At 71.1% G+C, this 20,682-nt stretch carries 18 protein-coding genes; 8 read left to right on the forward strand and 10 right to left on the reverse strand.

All coding sequences use genetic code 11. The annotated features are described in order from the left end of the window. Positions 1-285: 285 nt before the first annotated feature. The 6 genes from ADL29_RS22795 to ADL29_RS22820 all read left to right on the forward strand — a co-directional run bounded on the left by ADL29_RS22795 (position 286) and on the right by ADL29_RS22820 (position 6,644). The gene (locus ADL29_RS22795; protein ID WP_053925468.1) at positions 286-1,632 is read left to right on the forward strand and encodes a DUF2252 domain-containing protein; all 1,347 of its coding nucleotides are present in this window, start codon (positions 286-288) and stop codon (positions 1,630-1,632) included. Between the two features lie 77 nt (positions 1,633-1,709). Further along, on the forward strand, positions 1,710-2,375 hold the full coding sequence (locus ADL29_RS22800; protein WP_053925469.1) for a hypothetical protein: 666 nt from the start codon (positions 1,710-1,712) through the stop codon (positions 2,373-2,375). A gap of 94 nt (positions 2,376-2,469) precedes the next feature. After that, on the forward strand, positions 2,470-3,339 hold the full coding sequence (locus tag ADL29_RS22805; RefSeq protein WP_053925470.1) for a thioredoxin domain-containing protein: 870 nt from the start codon (positions 2,470-2,472) through the stop codon (positions 3,337-3,339). Positions 3,340-3,431: 92 nt separating this feature from the next. After that, positions 3,432-3,914, forward strand: a complete 483-nt coding sequence (locus tag ADL29_RS22810; protein WP_053925471.1) for a hypothetical protein — start codon at positions 3,432-3,434, stop codon at positions 3,912-3,914. Positions 3,915-3,953: 39 nt separating this feature from the next. Next, positions 3,954-4,880, forward strand: coding sequence for a thioredoxin domain-containing protein (locus ADL29_RS22815; protein ID WP_053925472.1), 927 nt, complete (start codon positions 3,954-3,956; stop codon positions 4,878-4,880). A 120-nt stretch (positions 4,881-5,000) separates the two neighbouring features. Next, the gene (locus ADL29_RS22820) at positions 5,001-6,644 is read left to right on the forward strand and encodes an alkaline phosphatase D family protein (protein ID WP_053925473.1); all 1,644 of its coding nucleotides are present in this window, start codon (positions 5,001-5,003) and stop codon (positions 6,642-6,644) included. Between the two features lie 14 nt (positions 6,645-6,658). Here the strand turns inward: ADL29_RS22820 and ADL29_RS22825 are convergent, their stop codons facing one another. After that, positions 6,659-7,264 carry a dienelactone hydrolase family protein gene (locus ADL29_RS22825; protein WP_245689593.1) on the reverse strand — a complete coding sequence of 202 codons (606 nt, stop codon included), beginning with the start codon at positions 7,262-7,264 and terminating at the stop codon, positions 6,659-6,661. A 138-nt stretch (positions 7,265-7,402) separates the two neighbouring features. Here ADL29_RS22825 and ADL29_RS22830 point away from each other — a divergent pair, with 138 nt between their 5' ends. Continuing rightward, positions 7,403-8,476 carry a mechanosensitive ion channel family protein gene (locus ADL29_RS22830; RefSeq protein ID WP_053925532.1) on the forward strand — a complete coding sequence of 358 codons (1,074 nt, stop codon included), beginning with the start codon at positions 7,403-7,405 and terminating at the stop codon, positions 8,474-8,476. A gap of 30 nt (positions 8,477-8,506) precedes the next feature. Here the strand turns inward: ADL29_RS22830 and ADL29_RS22835 are convergent, their stop codons facing one another. The 4 genes from ADL29_RS22835 to ADL29_RS41395 form a co-directional block, all read right to left on the reverse strand. Continuing rightward, on the reverse strand, positions 8,507-10,186 hold the full coding sequence (locus ADL29_RS22835; RefSeq protein ID WP_053925475.1) for a cation:proton antiporter: 1,680 nt from the start codon (positions 10,184-10,186) through the stop codon (positions 8,507-8,509). 128 nt (positions 10,187-10,314) lie between these two features. After that, entirely contained in the window at positions 10,315-11,256 is a 942-nt protein-coding gene (locus ADL29_RS22840; RefSeq protein ID WP_053925476.1) for an RluA family pseudouridine synthase, read from the reverse strand. An 83-nt stretch (positions 11,257-11,339) separates the two neighbouring features. After that, positions 11,340-11,966, reverse strand: coding sequence for a signal peptidase II (lspA, locus tag ADL29_RS22845; protein ID WP_053925477.1), 627 nt, complete (start codon positions 11,964-11,966; stop codon positions 11,340-11,342). A gap of 142 nt (positions 11,967-12,108) precedes the next feature. Next, complete coding sequence (locus ADL29_RS41395) at positions 12,109-13,014, reverse strand: TraR/DksA family transcriptional regulator (RefSeq protein ID WP_053925478.1); 906 nt, start codon at positions 13,012-13,014, stop codon at positions 12,109-12,111. Between the two features lie 568 nt (positions 13,015-13,582). Between ADL29_RS41395 and ileS the strand changes: the two genes are divergently transcribed. After that, complete coding sequence (gene ileS, locus ADL29_RS22855; protein ID WP_053925479.1) at positions 13,583-16,726, forward strand: isoleucine--tRNA ligase; 3,144 nt, start codon at positions 13,583-13,585, stop codon at positions 16,724-16,726. A 179-nt stretch (positions 16,727-16,905) separates the two neighbouring features. Here ileS and ADL29_RS22860 read toward each other — a convergent pair whose 3' ends face one another. The 5 genes from ADL29_RS22860 to pgeF form a co-directional block, all read right to left on the reverse strand. Further along, positions 16,906-18,027: a DivIVA domain-containing protein gene (locus ADL29_RS22860; RefSeq protein ID WP_046928504.1), complete on the reverse strand. Its 1,122-nt coding sequence runs from the start codon at positions 18,025-18,027 to the stop codon at positions 16,906-16,908. Between the two features lie 49 nt (positions 18,028-18,076). Continuing rightward, positions 18,077-18,367: a YggT family protein gene (locus ADL29_RS22865; RefSeq protein ID WP_046928503.1), complete on the reverse strand. Its 291-nt coding sequence runs from the start codon at positions 18,365-18,367 to the stop codon at positions 18,077-18,079. A 68-nt stretch (positions 18,368-18,435) separates the two neighbouring features. Beyond that, positions 18,436-19,056 carry a cell division protein SepF gene (locus ADL29_RS22870; protein WP_046928502.1) on the reverse strand — a complete coding sequence of 207 codons (621 nt, stop codon included), beginning with the start codon at positions 19,054-19,056 and terminating at the stop codon, positions 18,436-18,438. Positions 19,057-19,185: 129 nt separating this feature from the next. Then, positions 19,186-19,908 (reverse strand): YggS family pyridoxal phosphate-dependent enzyme, encoded by a 723-nt coding sequence (locus ADL29_RS22875; RefSeq protein ID WP_053925480.1) that lies wholly within the window; start codon positions 19,906-19,908, stop codon positions 19,186-19,188. Continuing rightward, entirely contained in the window at positions 19,905-20,669 is a 765-nt protein-coding gene (pgeF, locus tag ADL29_RS22880) for a peptidoglycan editing factor PgeF (protein WP_078971207.1), read from the reverse strand. The genes ADL29_RS22875 and pgeF overlap by 4 nt, the downstream gene beginning before the upstream one ends. Between the last annotated feature and the right edge of the window lie 13 nt (positions 20,670-20,682).

The raw sequence follows: 20,682 nt of genomic DNA on the forward strand, positions 1-20,682 counted from the left end.
GATCCTCCGGAAAGGGGTGGTGGTCGGGTGACGGGTGGACGGGGCGGACGGGGTGGACGGTGTCGAAGTCTACGACTCGCGGCGGACAATCGCGGGCAGCCGGCCGACCTCTCCGGGGCACTTCCGAGTAGCCTCACCCGTTGTCATCGGCAGATCCGTAACGAACAATCCACGAAAGATTCCGGACAAGATCCGGTCAGTCTTTGGACACGTTGCGTTACGAGACTCCGTAACCCCTCGTCAACCCCTCTTCCGCACACCCCGCACCCCAGGAGGCACCCAGCGATGTCGTCCCAGCACGCCCCGGCACCGGACGCCGCGCAGCGCGGCGAGGAGATCCTCGCCGTCTTCGACACCGCCTTCGGAGAGCTGCTCGCCGCCGACCCCGCGGCCTTCCGCGTCAAGTTCCGGAAGATGGCCGCCTCGGCCTTCGCCTTCTACCGGGGCACGGCCTGCCTGTTCTACAAGGACCTGGAGGACGGCAAGGACAGCGGCCCCTACCTGGACGAGCGGACCGCCCGGGTGTGGATCCACGGCGATCTGCACGCCGAGAACTTCGGCACATACATGGACTCCACGGGCCGGCTGATCTTCAACGTCAACGACTTCGACGAGGCGTATGTGGGGCCCTTCACCTGGGACCTCAAGCGGTTCGCCGCCTCGGTGGCGCTGATCGGCTACGCCAAGGCGCTCAGCGACGAGCAGATCACCGACCTGGTGCGCGTCTACGCCGCCGCCTACCGCGAGCGCATCCATGCGCTGGCCTCCGGCGCCAAGGATGACGAGGTGCCGCCGTTCACGCTGGACACCGCCGAGGGCCCGCTGCTGGACGCGCTGCGCGACGCCCGCTCGCTGACCCGGTTCGGGCTGCTGGAGTCGATGACGGAGATCCGCGACTTCGAGCGGCGCTTCGCGGCGGGCGGCGGCAGCGTCGAGCTGGACGCGGCGACCCGCTACAAGGTGCTGGCGGCCTTCGACGGCTATCTGGAGACGCTGCCCGACTCGAGCCTGAACCGCCCCGACTCCTACCGCGTCAAGGACGTGGTGGGCCGCCGCGGCATCGGCATCGGCTCGGCCGGGCTGCCCTCGTACAACATCCTGCTGGAGGGCAACAGCGACGCCCTGGAGAACGACGTCGTCATCTACATGAAGCAGGCGCAGACCCCGGCCGTCTCCCGGCACATCACCGACCCCGCGGTCCGCGGCTACTTCCAGCACGAGGGCCACCGCACGGTGATCTCCCAGCGCGCCCTCCAGGACCACGCCGACCCGTGGCTGGGCTGGACGGAGATCGAAGAGGAAGGGCGCCGGACCGGCCAGCTGGTCGCCGAGATCTCGCCGTACGCGGTCGATCTGGACTGGTCGGACATCGACGACCTCGAGGAGATCGCCGCCGTGGTCGCCGACCTCGGGCGGGCGACGGCCACCATGCACGCCGCCGCGGACGACGAGAGCGGCCACTCGCTGGTGCCGTTCTCCACCGAGCGCGCCATCGACGCCGCCATCGCGGCCGACGAGGACGGCTTCGCTCCGGTCCTGGTGGACTTCGCGCACTCCTACGGCGCCCGCGCCCGCGCCGACCACCAGATCTTCGTGGATCTGTTCCGCAACGGCCGGATCCCCGGTCTGTGACCGGTTGGTCCCCCTGCAGGTCCGGGTGCGGGTTCTCTTAGACGCGCCTTATCCGAACGCGTGGCACACTCGCTGCAATGGACATCTCGGCGGCACATCTGCGGGCACTGCGCGCAGCGCTCTTCACGGCGCTGTGCGTGACGCTGTCCTCGGCGTCCCATGTGCTGCTGTCCCGTATGCCGCTGCCGCTGACCACCGTCGCCGCGCTTTCGGGCGCCGTCTTCGCCCTCGCCTACGCACTGGCCGGGCGGGAGCGCGGCTACTGGCGGATCGCGGCGCTGCTGCTCCCCCTGGAGCTGGCCGCCGACACGGTCTTCAGCTTCGGCCAGCACACCTGTTACGGCGCGGGCGGCGGTCCGGTCACCGGGCCGCTGCGCTCGCTGGGGGTGGATCTCCTCTGCGGCGGCGGCGCCGTCGGCGCCCCCCTCGTACGGCTGCCGCAGGACGCCGCCACCCCTGCCGCCGCCGCACCGTGGCTGCTGCTGCTCGCGGCGCATCTGCTGACCGGGCTGCTGGCGGCGGCCTGGCTGCGCCGCGGCGAGGCCGCGCTGGCGCAGCTGCTCGGCGCGGTGGCCGGCTTCGCCTTCCGCCCGCTGCTGATCGCCGTCGCGGTCATCGGCGCCACGGCCGCCCCGCGCCGCCCCGCGCCCGTCCCCGTACGGTCCGCGCGGCCCGCCCGCACCGTCCCCCTGCTCGTGCACTGCGTCGTACGCCGAGGACCGCCCTGCGCGCTCGCCGCCTGAGGCCCCCCGGCGCGTGGCAGAGCGCCCGCCCCGTGGACTTCACGGCCCTCACGGACCTCACAGACCTCACGGACTTCGACGGAGCAGAACAGTCATGAGCAATCGCAACAGCCAGGCCAACAAGCAGGCAGCCCGCGAGCGGCTGCGCGCCGAGCGGGAGCGCCAGGCGAAGAAGGAGCGGCTGCGCCGGCAGCTGGTCGTCGGCGGCGCGGTCGTCGGTGTGCTGGCGGTGGCCGGCGGGATCGGGCTGGCGGTCGCCAAGTCGGGCGGCGACAGCGGCAGCGGTGGCCGCGGCGCCGCGGCAGCGGCGGGCGACAGCAAGGTATGGGCAAAGGCCGCGAAGGCCGAGCTCACCAAGCCCGCCAACGCCTCCGGCCCCAAGGGCACCACCATCGTCATCGGCAAGCCGGCCGCGAAGAACACCCTCAGCCTCTTCGAGGACCCGCGCTGCCCCGGCTGCGCCGGCTTCGAGCAGACCGCCGGTGCCACGGTCGAGAAGGACATCAAGGACGGCAAGTACAAGGCGGAGTACCACCTCGGTACGTTCCTCGACGCCAACCTCCAGGGCACCGGCTCCAAGAACGCGCTGAGCGCGCTGGGTGCGGCGCTCAACGTCAGCCCGGACGCCTTCCTGAAGTACAAGTACGCGCTGTACTCGAAGGAGTACCACCCGGACGAGAGGGGTCCGGACAAGTTCGCCGACGACGGCTACCTCATCAAGGTCGCCGACACCATTCCGGCGCTCAAGGGCAACGCGGCCTTCCAGAAGGCCGTCAAGGCCGGCACGTACGACAAGTGGGCGCTGGAGGTGTCCGACGAGTTCACCTCGCACAAGGACGTCACCAGCACCCCGACCGTCAAGGTCAACGACACCGTGATCGGCACCCGGACGCCGCAGGGCATGTCCGCGCCCTCCAGCGTGGCGGAGTTCAACTCCATGGTGGACAAGGAGCTCAAGCACTGAGCGGCTCGGGCACCTAGCGGCTCGCGCCGGTGAAACCGGCCGATGCCAAATCTTGACCCGGGAGTCTGCCGTGCTCATGGCAGACTCCCGGCATGCGAGGGAGGGGATGCGGACATCGGGCGGTACGGGCGGGGCTGTTCACCGCGCTGTGCGTCGCCCTGTCCGCCGCCTCCCATGTCCTGCTCTCCGGCACCCCGTTGCCGCCCGCCGCACTCGCCGCGGTCTGCACCGGGGTCTGCGCGGCGGCGTATGCGCTGACCGGCCGGGAGCGCGGCTTCGGGGCGGCCGCCGCGCTTCTGGTGCCGCTGCGCCCGGCCGGCAGGGAACTGCTGTGCCGGGGCGGGGAGTCGGGCACCCCGCCGGCCCGGCTGATCGCACACGCGGGCGGCCTGCTGCGCGCGGTCGCCGCGTTCGCCTTCCGCCCGCTTCTGCGCGTACCGGGCTGTACCGCCGACAATTCCCGCCCCGGCCGGGCCCGCCGCGGGGCGCCGCGCCACCTTCCGCCGGCCGCCCCGTTCCCCCTCCTCGCGCACTGCGTACGGCGCCGCGGTCCCCCTCGTACGGCCGCTGTGTGACCACTCCGTACAACCATCTCCGAGGAACGGGAACCCCCCATGAGCAATCGCCACAGCCAGGCCGCCAAGTCCGCGGCGCGGGAACGCATCCGGGCGGAGCGCGAACGGCAGAAGAAGCAGGAGAAGACGCGCCGCCAGCTGCTCGTCGCCGGCGCGGTCGTCGGTGTGCTGGCGGTGGCCGGCGGGATCGGCTTCGGCATCATGAAGCTGACCGAGCCCACGGGCTGGGCGGCCGCCGCCGAGGCGAAGCTGGTGAAGCCGGCCCACACCCAGGGCAGGAACGGCACCGAGATCCTCATAGGCGACCCGAAGGCCAAGGAGACCCTGGAGGTCTTCGAGGACATCCGCTGTCCCGCGTGCGCGGGCTTCGAGCAGACCAGCGGCCCGGATCTGCTGAAGGACCTCAAGGAGGGCCGGTTCAAGGTCCGCTACACGATGTACTCGTTCATCGACACCATGGGGGCCGGCGGCGAGGGCTCGAAGAACGCGCTCAGCGCGCTGGGTGCGGCGCTCAACGTCAGCCCGGACGCCTTCCTGAAGTACAAGACCGCGCTGTACTCCGCCAAGAACCACCCCGATGAGCGGGAGGACCTCTACGCCAAGGACTCGGTGCTGCTCAAGGTGGCCGCCGAGGTGCCGGAGCTGAAGGGCAACAAGGAGTTCGAGAAGGCGGTCAAGGAGGGCACCTACGACCGCTGGACGATGGAGATGACCGCGCTCTTCGGCCGCAAGGGCGTCAAGGGCACGCCGACCTTCTTCCACGGCGACAAGAAGCTGGTCATGGACCGGATCCCGCAGCGGCAGATGACGCAGGCGGAGTACAACAAGATCTCGCAGAACAACTTCCGGAAGATGATCGACAAGGAGTTCGGCCCGGCCAAGGGGATCCAGAAGGGCGAGAAGGACCCCAGCGCCGGCGGCAAGGGGATCCAGAAGGGCGAGAAGGACCCCACGGCCGGTAACTGACCGCCGCGGCAGGGCCGTAGCAGGGCCGCAGGGGAGCAGCAGGGAACGGGCGGGCGAATTCTCGGGTATCCGGGCCTTCGCCCTCCCGCTTCCCCTTACCGGCCAGTAGGGTGATCGGCCGTGACCGATCATGACCACATCTCACGCCGCTCCGCCGTTACGGCCGTAGCCGCCACCGCCGCCCTGCTGCCGCTGGCCGGAGCCGCCACGGCACATGCCCAAGAGGCCCCGCACCGGGCCCGGTTCTTCCGGCACGGCGTCGCCTCCGGTGACCCGCTGCCCGACGGCATCCTGCTGTGGACCCGGGTGACCCCGGCCGACGACGCCACCCCCGGCTCCGGCCGCGGCCCGGCCGCCGAGGTGGCCTGGCAGGTGGCGGAGGACGAGGCCTTCACCGCCGTCGTGGCGCACGGCAGCGTCACCGCCACAGCTGCCGCCGACCACACCGTCAAAGCCGATGTCCGCGGCCTGCGCCCGGCCACCCGCTACTACTACCGCTTCACCGCCGGCGGACAGCACTCCCCCGTCGGCCGCACCCGGACGGCGCCCGCCACCGGCGCCGCGCCCGGCAGCGTCCGCTTCGGCGTGGTCTCCTGCGCCAACTGGGAGTCGGGCTACTTCTCGCCGTACCGCCACCTGGCCGCGCGCCACGACCTGGACGCCGTGCTGCACCTCGGCGACTACATCTACGAGTACAAGTCCGGCGAGTACCCCGCCTTCAAGTACGTCGTCCGCCCGCACTCCCCCGCCCACGAGCTGCTCACCCTCGCCGACTACCGCATCCGGCACGGCGTCCACAAGACCGACCCGGACGCGCTGGCCATGCATGCCGCCCACCCGGTCATCGCCATCTGGGACGACCACGAGTTCGCCGACAACGCCTGGAAGGGCGGCGCGGTCAACCACACCCCCGGCGCCGAGGGCGACTGGTCGCAGCGGATGGCCGCGGCCAAGCAGGCGTACTTCGAGTGGATGCCGGTACGGCCCTCCGTCGCCGGGACCACCTACCGCCGGCTGCGCTTCGGCAGGCTCGCCGATCTGCATCTGCTGGATCTGCGGTCCTTCCGCGACGAGCAGGCCAAGACCGGCAGCTCCGCGGTCGACGACCCCGGCCGTACGATCACCGGCCGGGCCCAACTGGACTGGCTCAAGGCGGGACTCGAGCGCTCCGACACCGCCTGGCGGCTGGTCGGCACCTCGGTGATGATCTCGCAGGTGGCGTTCGGCTCCATACCCGCGCATCTGCTGGGCCCGCTCGCCGAGGTCCTCGGCATCCCCAAGGAGGGCCTGGCGGTCAACACCGACCAGTGGGACGGCTACACCGACGACCGCCGCGAACTGCTGGCGCACCTGAGCGACCGCGGGATCGGCAACACGGTGTTCCTGACCGGCGACATCCACATGGCCTGGGCCAACGAGGTGCCGCGGGAGGCCGCGACCTATCCGCACACCCCGCCCGTGGCGACGGAGTTCGTGGTCACCTCCGTCACCTCGGACAACGTGGACGACCTCCTGCATGTCGCCCCGCACACGGTCTCGCTGGCCGGGGTCGCCGCCGTCCGCGCCGCCAACCGCCATGTGAAGTGGCTGGACATGGACTCGCACGGCTACGGCGTCCTCGACGTCAGCGCCGAGCGCACCCAGATGGACTACTACGGCGTCTCCGACAAGACCGACCCGGACGCCACCAGCGCACTGCTGCGCTCGTACCGGACCCTGACCGGCACCCAGCGGATGGAGAAGGCCGACCGGCCGATCGCCTGAGGGGCCTTGAGGGCCTACAGCCCGGCCAGGAACCCCAGCGCCACCCTCCAGGTGCGCTCCGCCGCCTCCTCGTCGTAATCCGGCAGACCGGAGTCGGTGTAGAGGTGGCCGGCGCCGGCGTAGCGGAAGATCTCGACGTCCGCGCCGGCCCGGCGCATCTGGAGGTACCAGGCGTTCAGCCAGTCGTGCGGCTCGTACGGGTCGGGGTCGGCGACGTGCAGCTGCACCGGCAGGTCGTCGGCGGCGGCGCCCTCGGCGATGTCGGAGGTGCCGTGCAGCAGAAGCAGCCCGCTGGTCTTCTCGTCGGCCAGCGCGAGGTTCTGCGCGATCGAGCCGCCGAAGGAGAAGCCGGCATAGACCAGACCGCGGTCGGAGTACGGGGCCACGGCCGCAACGGCCCGCTTGAGCAGCTCCTCCTTGCCGATCCCGTCCTTGATCTCCATGCCCTCCGCCACCGAGTCCGCGGTCCGGCCGTCGAACAGATCGGGGACGATCACCTCATGGCCCGCCGCCCGCAGCCGGTCCGCCGCCTCCCGCACGGCGGGGCGCAGCCCGCACACCGAATGAAACAGGACAATCGTCGCGGACCCGCTGGTAGCGGCCTCGCTGGGCTCGGACACCGACATCACTTCCCTGAACACTTCCCTGAACCTACTGAACTTGCCTGAGGTGTATCGCTCCGCCCCATGGTGCCAGCTACGGTCGGAAGACCGGCCCGAGCACACCGCACCGGACGCACCGAGGAGGTATCCGTGTCCCTGGAGGACGTGCTGCGCCCCGTAGTCGTCATCGGCGGCTCGATCGTGGTCACGGTCATCCTGGTCTGGCTCGCCGACCGGATGCTGCGCAAGATCGACGCCGTGCATCCCGAGACCCCCTTGTGGGGGCTGCTGCGCCGCTGCCGGATACCGGCCCAAGTGGTGCTGTGCGCCGCCCTGTTGCGCGGCGCGTACGACGAGACCGGGCTGGCGCCCGTCGACGAGCACGAGGCGGGGGTCGGCCAGGCGCTGACCCTGGTGCTGATCGCGGCCACCGCCTGGCTGCTCATCCGCGCCGCGGCCGCCGTCGTCGAATCGTCATACACCCGCTATGCGGCGAGCGGGCGGGACGCGGCGCGGGTGCGGCGGGTACGGACCCAGGTGACGCTGATCCAGCGGGTGGTGACCGCCACCGTGATCATCGTCGCGGCGGCCGCGATGCTGCTGACCTTCCCGGAGATGCGGGCGGTCGGCGCGTCCATGCTGGCGTCGGCCGGGCTGCTGGGCATCGTCGCCGGTATCGCCGCCCAGTCCACGCTGGGCAATCTCTTCGCCGGGCTGCAGATCGCGTTCGGCGACATGGTGCGCATCGGCGACACCGTCGTCGTGGACGGCGAATGGGGCACCGTCGAGGAGATCACCCTGACCTTCCTGACCGTGCGGACCTGGGACGAGCGGCGGATCACCATGCCGGTCTCGTACTTCACCGGCAAGCCGTTCGAGAACTGGTCGCGCGGCGGCGCGCAGATGACCGGCACCGTGCTTTTCCATCTCGACCACAGCGCGCCGGTGGAGAAGATGCGCCAGCGCCTGTACGAGATCCTCCAGGAGTGCGAGGACTGGGACGGCCGGTCCTGGAGCCTGGTGGTCACCGACACCACGCCGTCCACGATGGTGGTCCGGGCGCTGGTGACCGCCCGCGATGCGGACGCCATCTGGGCGGTGCGCTGTCAGGTGCGGGAGCGGATGATCGAGTGGCTGCGGACGGAGCATGCGTACGCGCTGCCGCGGATCGCCACCGCGCCCGCGCCCCTGGGCCACCACGAGGTTCCCAGGGACGGGAGGCGGGACTGACGGGCGGGGCCGGCGCGCCGTCCGGGGCCGCTACGGCGCACCGCGCAGGCTGCGCATGTCCAGGTGGCGCAGCACCCGGTCCACGATCTCCGGGTCGGCGCCGGGCTCGCTGCGCGCGGCCAGCACCTCGTGCCGGGCGGCCGAGAGCATTTCGCCCTGGATGCGCTGCACCTTCTTCATCCGGGTGATCCGCTTGTCGAACAGCTCGCGCCGCTCGTCGTCCACGATGTCCGGCGCGATGCGGGCGCCGATGTCGTAGGCCCGGCGCGAGAGCTGGTCGCTGACCTCCTCGGGCAGCTCCTCGACCGCCAGGATCTCCTTCAGCCGCCGCTTGGACGCCTTGATCACCCGGATCGCCAGCTCCCGCTCCAGCGCGTCCTCGGCATCGGCATCGGCCCGCACCCGCAGGGTGCGCACCAGCCACGGCAGCGTCAGCCCCTGGACGAGCAGCGTGGTGAGCACGACGGCGAAGGCGATGAAGAGGATCTCCTGACGGGCGGGGAAGTCACCGCCGCCGTCCACGGTGTACGGGATGGCCAGCGCCAGCGCCACCGAGGCCACCCCGCGCATCCCCGACCACCACAGGATCAGGGTCTCCCGCCAGCTCACCGGGATGTCCTCGTCGTAGTCGCGCCACCCGCGCCACCGATGCCACCGCGCGCACCGAGCGGCACCACCAACGGCTCCTGCCCCGGCCGGCCATGCCGCGGGGCGCCGTCGCCGGTGCATGCGCTTCGCGAGCCAGGCGGCGGGCAGCAGCCACACCAGCCGCACGGCCACGACCACCGCGACCACCGCGGCGCCGGCGCCCAGCAGCGCGCCCCACCGCTCGGACGCGGCCCCGAAGATGTTGTGCAGCTCCAGTCCGATCAGCCCGAAGGCGACACCGGTGACGAGGGTGTCGACGACCTCCCAGAAGGTGTAGCCGGCCAGCCGGCCCAGCACGTCGTCGGCGTCGACCGCGTACTCGGCCAGGAAGAGGGCCGTGGTCAGCACGGCGAGGACGCCGGAACCGTGGAAGTTCTCGGCCAGGACGTACGCGACGAACGGCACCAGCAGCGTCAGCCCGATCTGCAGTGTGGGATCGCCGAGCAGCGCCATCAGCTTGTTGGTGGCCCAGCCCAGGACGAGCCCGACCGCTATGGCGACGACCGCGGACAGGACCAGCGAGCCGACCGCGGCGGGCACCGAGAAGGTGCCGCTGACCGCCGCGGTCAGCGCCACGTGGTAGAGCACGATCGCGGTGACGTCGTTGAACAGCCCCTCGCCCTCGAGGATGGAGACCATCCGGCGGGGCAGTCCCAGCTTCCCGGCGACGGCGGTCGCGGCCACCGGGTCGGGCGGGGCGACCAGCGCGCCGAGCACCACCGCGGCGGCGACCGGCATCCCGGGCACCACCGCCTGGGTGACCGCGGCGACCGCGGCCGTGGTCGCGAAGACCAGCGCGACGGCGAGCAGGAAGATCGGCCGGACGTTGGCGGTGAACTGGCGCCAGGAGGTGCGCTGCACGGCGGCGTAGAGCAGCGGCGGCAGCACCAGCGGCAGGATGAACTCGGGCGGCACCTCGACGTTGGGCACGAACGGCAGCAGCGCCAGCACGGCCCCGGCGAGGGTCATCAGCACCGGTGACGGCAGCCCGAGCCGGTCGCCGACCGGCACCATGACCACGGCTCCGAGCAGCAGGACGAACAGCAGAGCCAGCTGGTCCACGGTGGCTACGCTCCGGGGTCGGGTCTGATCACTTTCGTCCCCAGCGTGCCATGTTCTGTTCGATCACCCGCTGTGCAAGCCGCCTGCGTCTGCAGCTTTCCTCAGCCGCCGCCGTCACCTGCTGTCCGTCAGCTGCTTTCGTCCCGCACGGTGTCCAGCGCATGCTGCAGATCGTCCGGATACGCGCTCTCGAACTCGACCCACCGCCCGTCGGAGGGGTGCTCGAAGCCCAGCCGGACCGCGTGCAGCCACTGCCGGCCGACACCCAGCCTCCTCGCGAGGGTGGGGTCGGCCCCGTACGTCAGGTCGCCGACGCAGGGGTGGCGGTGCGCGGCCATGTGCACCCGGATCTGGTGCGTACGGCCGGTCTCCAGCTTGATGTCCAGCAGGCTGGCCGCGCGGAACGCCTCGATCAGGTCGTAGTGCGTGACCGACGGCTTGCCCTCGGCGGTGACCGCCCACTTGTAGTCGTGCTGCGGGTGCCGGCCGATGGGGGCGTCGATGGTGCCGCTCATCGGGTCCGGGTGGCCCTGCACGAGCGCGTGGTACCGCTTCTCGGGGACGCGCTCCTTGAACTGCCGCTTCAGCGACGTGTAGGCGCGCTCCGACTTGGCCACGGCCATCAGGCCGGAGGTGCCGACGTCGAGGCGGTGCACGATGCCCTGGCGCTCGGCGGCGCCGGAGGTGGAGATGCGGTAGCCGGCCGCGGCGAGACCGCCGATGACGGTGGTCCCGCTCCAGCCGGGGCTGGGGTGCGCCGCGACGCCGACCGGCTTGACGATCACTACGATGTCGTCGTCGTCATGCACGATCTCCATGCCCTCGACGGGCTCGGCGACGATCTCCACGGGCGGCGCGGCCTGCGGCATCTCGACCTCCAGCCAGGCGCCGCCGGAGACCCGCTCGGACTTCATCACCTCGGATCCGTCGACCCGGACCTTTCCGGCGGTGGCGAGCTCGGCCGCCTTCGTCCGGGAAAAACCGAACATACGGGCGAGCGCGGCGTCGACGCGCTCGCCCTCCAGGCCGTCCGGTACGGGCAGGGTGCGGATCTCGGGAAGCGTGCTCACCCCACGAGTATGGCAGTCCCGCCGGGGTGCCCGGCCGGGCGCCGGACTCCTGGCCCCGCCCCCGCCCCGCCGCGGGGTGCCGCTCAGTCCTTGTGCACGGTGCCGTCCGGATCCAGCCCCCGGAAGGACAGGATCACGATCAGGATGCCGCCGCAGACGATCGCGGAGTCGGCGAGGTTGAAGACCGCGAAGTGCGCCGGGGCGATGAAGTCGACCACCGCGCCCTCGAAGACGCCCGGCGAGCGGAAGATCCGGTCGGTGAGATTGCCGAAGGCGCCGCCGAGCAGCAGCCCGAGCGAGATGGCCCAGGGCAGGCTGTAGAGCTTGCGGGCGATCCGGGCGATCACCAGGATCACGGTCGCCGCGATGATCGTGAGGAAGATCGTCAGCGCCTCGCCCATACTGAACGCGGCGCCGCGGTTGCGGATCACATTGAACTGCAGCAGCGTCCCGATGACCTCGACCGGCGCATGGTGCTCCAGCTTGGCGACGACCAGCAGCTTGCTGCCCAGGTCCAGCGCGTAGACCACGGCGGCCACCAGCAGCAGCGCCAGGATCCGCCGCTTGCCCCGGCCTGCCTTCTGCTCCGGTTCCGGATCCGGCTCCACCGGCTGTCCCCCTTCGGCACCCGGCTCGCTGTCGGCCCCCGGATCCGCTCCGGAACCCGGCCCGGATTCCGGCGTGCTGGTGATGCGTTCCGCCTTTGCCACGTGTGAGTCCTCAGCCCGTTCGAGTCAGCTGTCAGGCCACGCCTGACCGGTCACGAGCGTACGACACGCACGTACGGTCGCGGGCGGTACGGGCGCCGCCCGCGACGAAATCCGGCGCGGCGTCAGCCCCGCCGTTCCCCCTTCACACCCGCCGCTCCTGCCTCTGCTTGCACTCCACACACAGCGTCGCCCGCGGAAAGGCCTGCATCCGTGCCTTCCCGATGGGATTGCCGCAGTTCTCGCACAGGCCGTAGGTGCCCGCGTCCAGCCTGCCGAGTGCCCGCTCGGTCTGCTGGAGCATCTCGCGGGCGTTGGAGGCCAGCGCCAGCTCGTGCTCGCGGGTGATGTTCTTGCTGCCGGTGTCGGCCTCGTCGTCCCCCGCACCGTCACCGGAGTCCCGCATCAGCCCGGCGATGGCGTCCTCCGACGCGACGATCTCCGCGCGCAGCCGTCCCGCCTCGCCCAGCAGGCCGGACCGTGCCTCGTCGACCTCCTGCGGGGTCCAGGGGTCCTCGCCGGGCCGTACGGCGAGTTCGCCGGGGGCCGCCGCGGCCACCCGGGCCGGGGGGACCGCGCTGTCCACCGTGCCGTCCATGGCGTGCGCCTCAGCGGCCGCCGTCTTCTTCGCCACCACCGTGTGGGCTCCCGTCTTCTTCGCGGGCACCGCGGCGTTCCTGGCCGCGGTCTTCCTCGCCGCCGTCTTCGACGCCGTCTTGGTGACTGCTGTTCTGGTGCCGGCCGTCTTGGTGCCGGAGGTCTTGGTGCCGGAGGTCTTTGCCGCGGCCTTCCCAGCCGGTGCCTTGGCTTCCGCCTTCTGCGCCGTCTTCGGGTCCGCCTTCTTCGCCGCTGCCTTCTTCGGTGCTGTCGCCTTCGGGGCTGCCTTCTGCGGGGCTGTCGTCTTCCGGGCCGTATGCGGGTGAGCCGTCTTCGTCCGGGCCGTCTTCGTCCCCGGAGCCGTCTTCGCCGGTGCCGGCTGCTTCGCGGCAGCCTCATCGGCCTCATCGGCAGGCGTCGAGCTCCTCTGCGCGGCGGTCTTTTTCGCCACCATGGCCGCGACCCCTTCACATATGTGAGCTTGTGCGCGAATCGTGACGGGAACGATAAATCGCCACACGGCACGCGGCAACGGGGCGCACCGCCCGGCGGGACCGGCCGCCCCGCCCGTGCGCCCGGTCTGCCTCGGTTGTGCCCCGCTGCCCGCGCCGCACACCCCGGAGCCGCTATCCGGCCATTCGGGTCATTCCCCGGGCGGCGCCCCCGCCCGGGGCCCCGGGAAAAATACGGTCGGCCCCTGTCGGCGCGGCCCCGTACACTGGGCGCAGCGAGAGGCATTGATGGGACGAGTAGCGTCGTACGCAGCCAGCAGCGACCCGGGGACGGTGCGAGCCCGGGGGCGTGCACGACGTGAAGATCACCCCGGAGCCGCCGGAAGAAAGCTTTGGACAGTGGGCTCCGCCCACGGGCCGCGGGCCGCCCAGGGCGAGTAGAACCGGCAGCGCGACCCCAATGAGGGGGCGGTGCCAGCGGCACCGCCAAGGAGGGTGGTACCGCGGGAGCCCAGGCTCTCGTCCCTCCGGACGGAGAACGCAGCAGGTGTCCGCCGGAGGAAACCCCCGATGAGTGAGCAGCCCCAGTACCGCCAGGTACCCGCCCAGGTAGACCTCCCCGCCCTCGAGCACGCGGTGCTCGAGTTCTGGCAGGAGCAGAAGGTCTTCTCCCGTACCCTCCAGCAGTCCGAGGGCCGGCCCGAGTGGGTCTTCTTCGAGGGCCCGCCGACGGCCAACGGCATGCCCGGCGCCCACCACATCGAGGCCCGCGTCTTCAAGGACGTCTTCCCCCGGTTCCGCACGATGCAGGGCTACCACGTCGACCGCAAGGCCGGCTGGGACTGCCACGGCCTCCCGGTCGAGCTGACCGTGGAGAAGGAGCTGGGCTTCAGCGGCAAGAAGGACATCGAGGCGTACGGCATCGCCGAGTTCAACGCCAAGTGCCGCGAGTCGGTGACCCGGCACACCGACGCCTTCGCCGAGCTCACGACCCGGATGGGCTACTGGACCGACCTGGATGCGCCGTACCGCACCATGGACCCCGACTACATCGAGTCGGTGTGGTGGTCGCTCAAGGAGATCTTCGGCAAGGGCCTGCTGGTCCAGGACCACCGCGTCGCCCCCTGGTGCCCCCGCTGCGGCACCGGCCTGTCGGACCACGAGCTGGCGCAGGGCTACGAGACCGTCGTCGACCCCTCGGTCTACGTCCGCCTCCCGCTGACCTCCGGCCCGCTCGCCGGCCAGGCGTCCCTCCTGATCTGGACGACGACCCCCTGGACCCTGGTCTCCAACACCGCCGCCGCCGCGCACCCCGACGTCACCTACGTCGTCGCCACCGACGGCACGGAGAAGCTGGTCGTCGCCGAGCCCCTCCTGGAGAAGGCCCTCGGCGAGGGCTGGGAGGCCACCGGGCAGTCCTTCACCGGCCGCGAGATGGAGCGCTGGGCGTACGAGCGCCCGTTCTCCCTCGTCGAGCTGGAGGGCGCCAACTTCGTCGTCAACGCCGAGTACGTCACCACCGACGACGGTACGGGTCTGGTCCACCAGGCCCCGGCCTTCGGTGAGGACGACCTCAGGACCTGCAAGGCGTACGGCCTGCCGGTGGTCAACCCCGTCCGCCCGGACGGCACCTTCGAGGAGGGCCTGGCGCTGGTCGGCGGCGCCTTCTTCAAGAAGGCCGACCAGACCCTGGTCGAGGACCTCTCCTCCCGCGGCCTGCTCTTCCGGCACATCGCCTACGAGCACAGCTACCCGCACTGCTGGCGCTGCCACACCGCGCTGCTCTACTACGCCCAGCCGTCCTGGTACATCCGCACCACCGCGGTCAAGGACGCCCTGCTGCGCGAGAACGAGCACACCAACTGGTACCCGGAGTCGGTCAAGCACGGCCGGTTCGGCGACTGGCTGAACAACAACATCGACTGGGCGCTGTCCCGCAACCGCTACTGGGGCACCCCGCTGCCCATCTGGCGCTGCGAGGAGGACCACCTCACCTGCGTCGGCTCGCTGGCCGAGCTGACCGAGCTGACCGGCACCGACCAGTCGGGCCTGGACCCGCACCGCCCGTTCATCGACGAGATCACCTTCGGCTGCACCGCCGAGGGCTGCTCGCTCACGGCGACCCGCGTCCCCGAGGTGATCGACGCCTGGTACGACTCGGGCTCGATGCCGTTCGCGCAGTGGGGCTACCCGTACCGCAACAAGGAGCTGTTCGAGAAGCGCTACCCGGCGCAGTTCATCTCGGAGGCCATCGACCAGACCCGCGGCTGGTTCTACACCCTGATGGCCGTCGGCACCCTCGTCTTCGACAAGTCGTCGTACGAGAACGTCGTCTGCCTGGGCCACATCCTGGCCGAGGACGGCCGGAAGATGTCCAAGCACCTGGGCAACACCCTCCAGCCGATCCCGCTGATGGACCAGCACGGCGCCGACGCGGTCCGCTGGTTCATGGCCGCCGGCGGCTCTCCGTGGGCCGCCCGCCGGGTGGGCCACGGCACCATCCAGGAGGTCGTCCGCAAGACGCTGCTCACCTACTGGAACACCGTCGCCTTCCAGGCCCTGTACGCCCGTACGTCCGGCTGGGCGCCGTCCGCCGCCGACCCGGCCCCGGCCGACCGCCCGCTGCTGGACCGCTGGCTGCTCGGCGAACTGAACACCCTGGTCGACGGCGTCACCCAGGCGCTGGAGGCCTACGACACCCAGCGCGCCGGCAAGCTGCTCTCCTCCTTCGTCGACGACCTCTCCAACTGGTACGTCCGCCGTTCCCGCCGCCGCTTCTGGCAGGGCGAGCCGGCCGCGCTGCGCACCCTCCACGAGGTCATCGAGACGGTCACCCGCCTGATGGCCCCGCTGACCCCGTTCATCACGGAGCGGGTCTGGCAGGACCTGGTCGTCCCGGTCACCCCGGACGCCCCGGACTCCGTCCACCTCGCCACGTGGCCGGTGGCCGACAAGGCGGCCATCGACCCGGTGCTCTCCGAGCGGATGCTGCTGGTCCGCCGCCTGGTCGAGCTGGGCCGCGCGACCCGCGCGGAGTCCGGCGTCAAGACCCGGCAGCCGCTGTCCCGCGCGCTGGTGGGCGCGGCCGGTTTCGCCGGTCTCTCCGAGGACCTGCGCGCCCAGATCGCCGAGGAGCTGAACGTCTCCTCCCTCGCCTCCCTCTCGGAGGTGGGCGGCTCCCTGGTGGACACCACCGCCAAGGCCAACTTCCGTGCCCTCGGCAAGCGGTTCGGCAAGGGTGTCCAGGCGGTGGCCAAGGCCGTGGCGGCGGCGGACGCGGCGGCCCTGTCGCTGGCGCTGCGCGACGGCACGGCGTCCGTCGAGGTCGACGGCGAGACCGTCACCCTCGCCCCGGACGAGGTCATCATCACCGAGACCCCGCGCGAGGGCTGGTCGGTGGCCTCCGACTCCGGCGCGACGGTCGCCCTCGACCTGGAGATCACCCCGGAGCTGCGCCGCGCGGGCCTGGCCCGTGACGCCATCCGGCTCATCCAGGAGGCCCGCAAGAACAGCGGGCTGGACGTCGCCGACCGGATCGCCCTGCGCTGGTCGGCCACCGACGAGGACGTCCGCACGGCCCTGACCGACCACGCCGCCCTGATCTCCGACGAGGTCCTCGCCACGGACTACGCCCAGGGCGAGCCGGACGGTTCCTTCGGCTCCGCGTTCACGGACGAGAGCCTGGGCCTGACGTTCCACCTGCGGAAGGCGTAAGCGGCGACGGCACGGCCGTTACGGCGAAGCCCCCGGCACCCGGTGTGCCGGGGGCTTCGCCGTAACGGGGCGGCCGGACCGCGCCCCCCGGCACGGCACCGCACACGGCAAAAGGGCCGGGCCCCGAGGAAGTCCTCGGGGCCCGGCCCTTGATTGCCGACGTCAGCGCTGGGCGGACGTCAGTTGTCGTCCTCGTCGATGAGGAAACCGCGCATCGGCGACGGCGCCTGTCCCATCGGGGACGGGCCCTGCGGCCGTACCGGTGCCATCGGCTGGGTCATCGCCGGCGACATCTGCTGCTGACCGCCGTAGGACGGGCCGCCACCGGCGCCGTTGCCCATCGACTGGCCGCCGCCCATGGTGTGGTTACCACCCATGGTGTGGTTGCCGCCCATGGTGCCCGCACCGGCCGACGCCATCGACGGGGACGGCGGCAGCGAGGCCGCGGCGGTGGGCGCCGGGGTCCGCGGCGGGGCCAGCGAGTCGTCGGACTGGTTCTCCAGCTGGCGCAGCTGGCTCTCCAGGTACGACTTCAGGCGGGTGCGGTACTCGCGCTCGAAGCCGCGCAGGTCCTCGACCTTGCGCTCCAGCGTGGCGCGGGCCGACTCCAGCGAGCCCATCGCTACGCGGTGCTTCTCCTGCGCGTCCCGCTCCAGCGCGTCGGCCTTGGCGCGGGCGTCCCGCTCCAGGCCCTCGGCGCGGCTGCGCGCCTCGCCGACGATCTTGTTGGCCTCGGAACGGGCCTCCGCGATCGCCTGGTCGGCGGTCTGCTGCGCCAGCGACAGCACGCGCGCCGCGCTGTCACCGCCGGGGCCGCCCTGCTGGCCGCCGCCCTGCTGCAGCTGCTGCGGACCGCCGGGGCCGCCCAGGGGGCCGCCCATCGGGCCGTCGGGGCCCATCGGACCGGGACCGTGCGGGCCCTGCGGGCCGCCGTGGCCACCGGGACCTGGAGGCAGCTGCGGTGCACCACCGGGCAGTTGGGGCGGGCCACCCATCCCCTGCTGCTGCGGCGGGACCGGCTGCGGACCGGATATGGCGGCGGGCACCGGGGCCCCGCCTCGCTGCTGCTGCGGCTGCTGCTGGTCGGGTCCCTTGCGCAGGCCCTGCTGCTGCTGGTTCTGCGCAGCGGCGCGGGTGGCAGCGGCCAGCTTGGCGCGCAGGTCCTCGTTCTCCCGGAGCAGCCTGGTCAGCTCTGCTTCAACCTCGTCGAGGAAGGCATCGACCTCGTCCTCGTCATAGCCTTCTCGGAGGCGGACGGTCGTGAACTGCTTGTTCCGCACGTCCTCGGGGGTCAACGGCATCTCTACTTCACCTCAACGTAGTCGTCGGCAATCGGCAAGACCGTATCGTTCACAACAACACCGACCTCACGACGGTGATCAGGATGTAGACGATGATCATCAATACGAAGAAGGACAGGTCGAGCGCCACGCCCCCGAGACGCAGCGGCGGAATGACCCGCCGCAGAAGCTTGAGTGGCGGATCGGTGACAGTGTAGGTGGCCTCCAGAACGACCACCATCGCCTTGCCGGGTTGCCATGAACGGGCGAACTGGAACACGTAGTCCATCACCAGCCGGAAGATCAACACGATCAGGAAGCAGTACAGCGCGATATAGATCACCTGACCAGCGACACTCATCTCGCGCGTCCCTCTCCCCTTGATCCCGTCTCGGCCTTGCCGGCCTCGGTGTTGCCCGGTGTTGCGTCTCAGCTCTGGTTGAAGAACCCGCCCTCTGCGATACGGGCCTTGTCCTCCGCCGTGACATCGACGTTAGCAGGCGACAACAGGAACACCTTCTGCGTCACCCGCTCGATGCTCCCGTGAAGACCAAACACCAAACCGGCCGCAAAGTCGACAAGTCGCTTTGCGTCTGTGTCATCCATCTCTGTGAGATTCATGATCACCGGAGTGCCCTCACGGAAGTGTTCCCCGATGGTACGGGCTTCGTTGTAGGTCCGGGGGTGAAGCGTCGTGATGCGGTACGGCTCCCGCTCGGACACAACCTTGGGCATGATCACCGGTGCGTTCTTCTCCAGATTCGGGCGGTCGGGTGTGATGGATGCCACGGGGGCGATTCGGGCGGGTCGTCCGCTTTCCGCGGCGATCGGGGCGGGTTCACGCTGCGCCGGGGGTGTCACGGCACGGACCGGTTCCTCCCGTTCCGGGCGTGTTTCCGCCTGGACTTGGTGCTGCTGGCGCCGACCCCGTTCCGGCTCCGGGTCAAGCTCGGGCTCGAACTCGTCGTCGGGGTCGAAACCCCGGCCGTCGTACCCATCGTCCTCCACGAGGCCGAGGTAGACCGCCATCTTGCGCATCGCGCCGGCCATTCTCTGCGTCCTCCGCTCTGTGGTGGATCGGCTCCGTCACCGGGCGCCTTGGATCCACTTTCGGCCTACCCGCCCCCTTTTGACGGGAATGACCATATTTTGTGCTGTGGTCCGACTTGCTTCGCGACGTTACCCGAGCCGTGGTCGGACTCCGAGTACCGCAGTGCCGACGCGCACATGTGTCGCCCCGGCCCGCACGGCGTCTTCGAGGTCCGCGCTCATGCCTGCTGACACCATGTTGGCAGCAGGATGGTTGACGCGCAGGTCGGTTGAGATTTCCATGAGTCGTTCGAATGCGGCGAGTTGCCGCCCGGCATACGGTCCGCTCAACGGCGCGACGGTCATCACACCGTCCAGCCGCAGCCCTTGGGCCCCGGCGATCGCCTCGGCCAGCGCCGGCACACCGTCCGGTGCCACTCCGCCCCGGTCCCCCTGCCGCCCTGACTCCGCGTCAAGCGCCACCTGGATCAGGCATCCCAGCTCCCGCTCGGCGCGCACCGCCTCCCGGGAGAGCGCGGTGACGAGCCGGGCCCGGTCGACCGACTGGACAAGTCCGGCATAGCGGGCGACGGACCGCACTTTGTTCGTCTGCAATTGACCGACGAAGTGCCAAGTAAGAGGCAAATCGGCACATTCGGCGGCCTTCGGTGCCGCATCCTGATCGCGATTTTCCGCGACGTGCCGCACCCCCAGCTCCGCGAGCAGCCGGACGTCGCTCGCCGGGTACGTCTTGGTGACCACGATCAGGGTCACCTCTTCACGCGGCCGGCCGGCCTTGGCACAAGCGGTGGAGATACGGTTCTCCACCGCCGCCAGGTTGTCGGCAAGTTCCGTTTTCCGCACGTCCGTCACACGCTCAGCCTCCCCCGGCCTGCGGCCGGGGGGTCCCCGAGCCATACATAACTCGCGAGCCGCCCCGTGGTGCGGTCCCGCCGATAGGAGAAATGGTCCGCCGATTCGCGGGTGCAGACGTGGGCGTCCTCCCGCACCGGCACGCCCGCCGCGGCCAGTTGGGCCCGGACACCTGCGGTGACATCCACCGCGGGGGTGCCCCAACTGGTCGTCGACCAGGCCTCGGGCACGGCCGCGGCGACCTCGGCGCGCATCGCCTCCGGCACCTCGTAGCAGCGTCCGCAGACTGCGGGCCCGGTGTACGCGATGATCCGCGCGGGGTCGGCGCCCAGCCCGGTCATCGCCTCGACCGCCGCGGGGACGACCCCGGCGACCAGGCCCGGCCGCCCGGCGTGCGCGGCCCCGGCCACCTGGGCGACCGGGTCGGCGAGCAGTACCGGGGTGCAGTCGGCGGTCAGTACGGCGAGCGCGAGACCCGGACGGGCGGTCACCACCGCGTCCACGCACGGGATCCCGCCGGTGCCCCAGGGGCCGTCGACCACGGCCACGTCCCGGCCGTGGACCTGGTTCATCCAGACCACCGCGGCCGGATCGAGGCCGAGTTCCCCGGCGGCGAGCTCCCGGTTCGTACGGACCGCCGAGGGGTCATCGCCGACCGCGCCGCCCAGATTGAGCTGATCATACGGAGCGGCGCTCACCCCGCCCCACCTGTCGGTGAAGGCGAAATGCGCGCCGCTCTCGTGGTGCTGTTGCCCTATCACTTCGGTGCTTTGG

Origin of the sequence: Streptomyces chattanoogensis (genome assembly GCF_001294335.1) — a bacterium.
Taxonomy (GTDB): domain Bacteria; phylum Actinomycetota; class Actinomycetes; order Streptomycetales; family Streptomycetaceae; genus Streptomyces; species Streptomyces chattanoogensis.